This is a genomic window from Methylobacterium indicum, from assembly GCF_001043895.1.
Lineage (GTDB): Bacteria > Pseudomonadota > Alphaproteobacteria > Rhizobiales > Beijerinckiaceae > Methylobacterium > Methylobacterium indicum.
In genome coordinates this window covers 1-4572 of the sequence record NZ_JTHF01000397.1, presented here as the reverse complement: position 1 = coordinate 4572, position 4572 = coordinate 1, and the positions used below count along the sequence as shown (strand labels likewise).

The window sequence follows — 4572 nt, the reverse complement described above, 5'->3', positions numbered from 1 at the left end:
CGGCGGGCGCTCGATCAGGTCGCCCTCGATGTAGGTCTTGTTGCCGGGCAGGATGTGGTCCTGCACCCCGGTCGAGGGATTGCGGGTGAATTTCGGCTCCCGCACGCCGTCCACCGGGACGGTGACGTGACCGTCCTTGCCGAGATCCTTGATGTCCTTCTCCCGGGCCGCCTCGCGCACGGCACGCTGAGCCACGTCGCGGACCCGGCGCAGGAAGCGCTGCCGGTTCGCCAGGCTCTTGCCGCCGGGATTGAGGCGTCGATCGATGATGTGCATCCGCTTCGCGCTCTCCGATCACGCCATCCTGTCGTTTCCGGCTCGGTCCCGCTACGGCGAGCGGGTGATCCGAGGGAGTGGGATCCGCGGGCCTGACGCCGCCCGCGGATCCGTCCGGGCTCAGCCCGCCTGCTTGACGCGCATGTACCACTCGACGAGACGCCGGACCTGGCGCTCGGTGTAGCCGCGGTCCTTCATCCGCTCGACGAACTCGCCGTGCTTCTTCTCGGTCTCGCTGTCCTTCTTCGAGCCGAAGGAGATGACCGGCAGCAGCTCCTCGACCTGGCTGAACATCCGCCGCTCGATCACCTCGCGGATCTTCTCGTAGGAGGTCCAGGACGGGTTGCGCCCGCCATGCTGGGCCCGCGAGCGCAGGGCGAACTTCACCACCTCGTTGCGAAAATCCTTCGGGTTGGCGATGCCCGCCGGCTTCTCGATCTTGGTGAGTTCCTGGTTCAACAGCTCGCGGTTGAGCAGCTGCCCGGTCTCCGGATCCTTGAAGTCCTGGTCCTCGATCCAGGCGTCCGCATAGTCGATGTAGCGGTCGAACAGGTTCTGGCCGTAATCGTGGTAGGATTCGAGGTAGGCCTTCTGGATCTCGTGGCCGATGAACTCGGCGTAGCGCGGCGCCAGCTCGCCCTTGATGAATTCGAGGTAGCGCTTCTCGGTCTCGGGCGGCAGCTGCTCGCGGCGCAGCGACTGTTCGAGGACGTACATCAGGTGGACCGGGTCGGCCGAGACCTCGGTGGTGTCGTGGTTGAAGGTGGCGGCCATCACCTTGAAGGCGAAGCGGGTCGAGATCCCGTCCATGCCCTCGTCGACGCCCGCGGTGTCCTTGTATTCCTGCATCGAGCGGGCGCGGGGATCGACCTCGCGCAGGGACTCGCCGTCATAGACCCGCATCTTGGAGAAGACGTTCGAGTTCGCATGCTCGCGCAGGCGCGAGAGCACCGAGAACCGGGCCAGCATCTCCAGGGTGCCGGGAGCGCAGCGGGCGTTGGCGAGTTCCGACCCCGAGACCAGCTTCTCGTAGATCCGCTGCTCCTCGGTCACCCGCAGGCAGTACGGCACCTTGATGACGTAGATGCGGTCGATGAAGGCTTCGTTGTTCTTGTTGGTCTTGAAGCTCTGCCACTCGGCCTCGTTCGAGTGGGCGAGGATGATGCCGGTGAAGGGAATCGCGCCGATATTCTCGGTGCCGACGTAGTTGCCCTCCTGCGTGGCGGTGAGCAGGGGGTGCAGCATCTTGATCGGCGCCTTGAACATCTCGACGAATTCGAGGATGCCCTGGTTCGCCCGGTTGAGGCCGCCCGAGTAGGAATAGGCATCGGGGTCGGCCTGGCTCAGGGTCTCGAGCTTGCGGATGTCGACCTTGCCGACGAGGGACGAGATGTCCTGGTTGTTCTCGTCGCCCGGTTCGGTCTTGGCGATGCCGATCTGGCGCAGGCGCGACGGGTTGACCTTGACGACGCGGAACTTCGAGATGTCGCCGCCGAACTCGTCGAGGCGCTTCAGGCACCACGGGCTCATCAGCCCGGTCAGGCGCCGGCGCGGCACGCCGTAACGCTCCTCGATCATCGGCCCCATCGTCTCGGGGTCGAACAGCACCAGCGGGCTCTCGAAGACCGGGCTCATCTCGTTGCCGGCCTTGAGCACGTAGATCGGGTGCACCTCCATCAGGGCCTTCAGCCGCTCGGCGAGCGACGACTTGCCGCCGCCGACGGGGCCGAGCAGGTAGAGGATCTGCTTGCGCTCCTCCAAGCCTTGCGCGGCATGGCGGAAGAACGAGACGATCCGCTCGATCGTCTCCTCCATGCCGTAGAATTCGGAGAAGGCAGGGTAGGTGCGGATGGTCCGGTTCATGAAGATCCGGCCCAGGCGCTGGTCGCGCGCGGTATCGATGAACTCGGGTTTGCCGATCGCATCGAGGATACGCTCGGGCGCACTCGCGTACATCAAGGGGTTGTCACGGCACGCTTCGAGATACTCGGAGAGCGTCATCTCGGAGTCCCGGCGGGACTCGTAGCTGCGTGCGAAAGTTTGAAAGAGGTCGCTCGCTGACGGCATTGGCATTCCGGACCCTCACGACATCGCCAGGATCATCCTGTCCCGCCTCGGATGCAATCGATATCCCCATGTTTGTCGCAGCGCGGTGGCGGATCGGGGGGTGCGGCGGCGGCCGGAAGGCTGTATGCAGGCCGGCTGCGGGCGGGGCGCCGGTCCTGACGAACGGGAAAGTCGCAAGCCTGCCAATGCGAAAGCCGGGCATCGACCGGGCCTGTGCCGTAAAGGACACGCCTGTTCCAGTTTTTCCACACCCCCCGACGCGCCGTCGGGCGCCCCGCGGGATGTGAGGGCAACGTCGCCCGCGCGGGCGACGTTCCGGATTCGTTTCGGCTCTTCGGCGCGGGGCCGGCCGTCAGAGGTCGGTGGTGTCCTTCTTCGCGCCGTCCTTGGCCCCGTCCTTCGGCGCATCCTTGCCGCCGACCGTCAGCTTGATCGTCTGGGTGCTGACGTTGCCGTCGGTGCCCTTGATCTCGACCGTGACCTCGTCGGTGCCGGTGAAGCCGGCCTTGCTCTCGTAGAACAGGGCCTGGACGTTGGCGTCGGCGTTCGGGCAGCGATAGGTGGCGGGCGTCTTCACCTTGCCGGCGCGCTGGATCAGGGCACCATTCTTCGGCGGGCTCGTCACCTTCAGCTCGGGCTGCGGCCCGAGCGAGCAATCCTTCTTCAGGTTCGGCACCATCACCAGCCGGACCTGCTTGCCGGAGGCGACGGAGTGCTCGCGCACCTTGGCGGCCTGGGCGAGCGCGGGGCCCACGGCCAGGAGGGGCCCGAAGAGGGGCCCGGTGGCGATCAGGGCGGCGAGCGCCAGGGTCGGGCGAAGGGGGCTCGTCATTGGGCTCTCAAGCTCTCCGAGTGGGGTGCCGGCCGCATGTGGGGAGCGGGCCGGGCGCCGTCGAGGCCCGCCGCGCGGGTTCCGTCCAGGAAACCGGCATCCGGGCGGAAACACACCGGAAACCCGGGATCCCGGCACGGAACCCTCAATGCAGGACCAGCATCACGAACAAGTTGAACAGCCCGAGCAGGGCGACGCCGCCGAGCCACATCCAGTAGCCCCGTCCCTCGACCGGATAATCGCCGATCATCATGTCCCCTCCTCCGGTCCGTCGCCGGTCGCGGCCTGGAGCACCGCCAGGGTCGCGCCGGTCACCCGGGCGATCTGGGCCGGGGTGAACTCGCCCGCAAGGGCCGAGGCGAGCCCGCGCTCGATCCGGGCCCGCTCGCCCGCATCCCCGATCGGATCGGACGGGATGTCGCTCTCGCGCAGGCGGCAGGCGTCGCGGATCGTGTCGGCGGCCTGCTTCAACACCTGACGCTGATCCGGCGTCATGTCCCAGAGCGGGTTGCGCAGCCGCGCGATCACCCGCCTGGCGTCGCGGTAGTCGCGATCGACCGCCGGGATCGCCTCGATCTGGCTCACCAGCAGCACGAGTTCGAGGATGTCCGCCGTCGCCTCCGGGCAGGTGCGCACGACGCGCATCAGCCGCGTGATCAGCTCGGTGGTCGGGGAAGCCTGGCGGCGGGGATCGGCCATGGGCGCGTAACGCGGCATGGGCCGATCGGTTCTGTCACGAACCGGAAAAAGACGGAGACCTTCGCCGGCCGGCGTCGGTCGCCGTCGCGACGGAGCGTCAGCCCTTCGCCACCGTGAACCCGGCGCGCGGGAAATGCAGGTGCAGCGCCCCGACCCGGGACTCGTCGCGCCGGATGACGATGCGCTCCGCGTCGACCGCCACGAGCCGACCCTCGACCGGAACGCGGGCGAAGTCGTCCGGCGTCACCGTCACGGCGTCGCCGGGCGCTGCCGCGATCAGCTCCGGCACCGCGTTCACGGGCTCGACCGGCGCCGGCTCGGCATCCCGGGCGGCATCGAGCGCCGCCTCGGCGGTCATCTCCCGCGGACGGCCATGCCCGAGGGCCGCGACCCGCTCGATCCAGCCGTGGAGCGGCGCCAGGCCGAGCAGCCGGTCGACCGATTCGGCTCGCCCGCCGCCGCGCATCAGCCAGAGCAGGTGATAATGCGCGAGGTCCGCGACGCCGGCCTGATCCCCGCCGAGGAAGCGGCGGCCGTCCGCCAGGCCTCCGGCGAGCCAGTACGTCCAGGCCGCGACCCGCTGGGCGTTGCGGAAAAAATCCGGCTCCATCGCCGCGTGGCTGATGTCGACGTAGAGGTAGTCGTCCTTGCGGTCGCGCAGGAAGGTCTCGGGCAGGTCGCCGGCGAAATGCACCGTG

The 4572-nt window shown here is 68.1% G+C and carries 4 protein-coding genes and 1 pseudogene; all 5 read right to left on the bottom strand.

What is annotated here, in order from left to right:
• Positions 1 to 276 (bottom strand): DUF444 family protein (locus tag QR78_RS30745; protein ID WP_048431433.1); only part of this gene is annotated, 276 nt, incomplete at its 3' end.
• Positions 277 to 396: 120 nt separating this feature from the next.
• Positions 397 to 2349 (bottom strand): PrkA family serine protein kinase, encoded by a 1953-nt coding sequence (locus tag QR78_RS30740; protein WP_082171959.1) that lies wholly within the window; start codon positions 2347 to 2349, stop codon positions 397 to 399.
• A 346-nt stretch (positions 2350 to 2695) separates the two neighbouring features.
• Entirely contained in the window at positions 2696 to 3175 is a 480-nt protein-coding gene (locus tag QR78_RS30735; protein ID WP_048431431.1) for a hypothetical protein, read from the bottom strand.
• A 249-nt stretch (positions 3176 to 3424) separates the two neighbouring features.
• Positions 3425 to 3874, bottom strand: a complete 450-nt coding sequence (locus tag QR78_RS30730) for a hypothetical protein (RefSeq protein WP_048431430.1) — start codon at positions 3872 to 3874, stop codon at positions 3425 to 3427.
• A gap of 97 nt (positions 3875 to 3971) precedes the next feature.
• Positions 3972 to 4572: pseudogene (locus tag QR78_RS35260) on the bottom strand (glutathione S-transferase family protein); the annotation flags it as partial.

Coding starts and splice junctions, on each gene's coding strand:
- QR78_RS30740 (WP_082171959.1), bottom strand. CDS start 2,349: ATGCCAATGCCGTCAGCGAGCGACCTCTTTCAAACTTTCGCACGCAGC.
- QR78_RS30735 (WP_048431431.1), bottom strand. CDS start 3,175: ATGACGAGCCCCCTTCGCCCGACCCTGGCGCTCGCCGCCCTGATCGCC.
- QR78_RS30730 (WP_048431430.1), bottom strand. CDS start 3,874: ATGGCCGATCCCCGCCGCCAGGCTTCCCCGACCACCGAGCTGATCACG.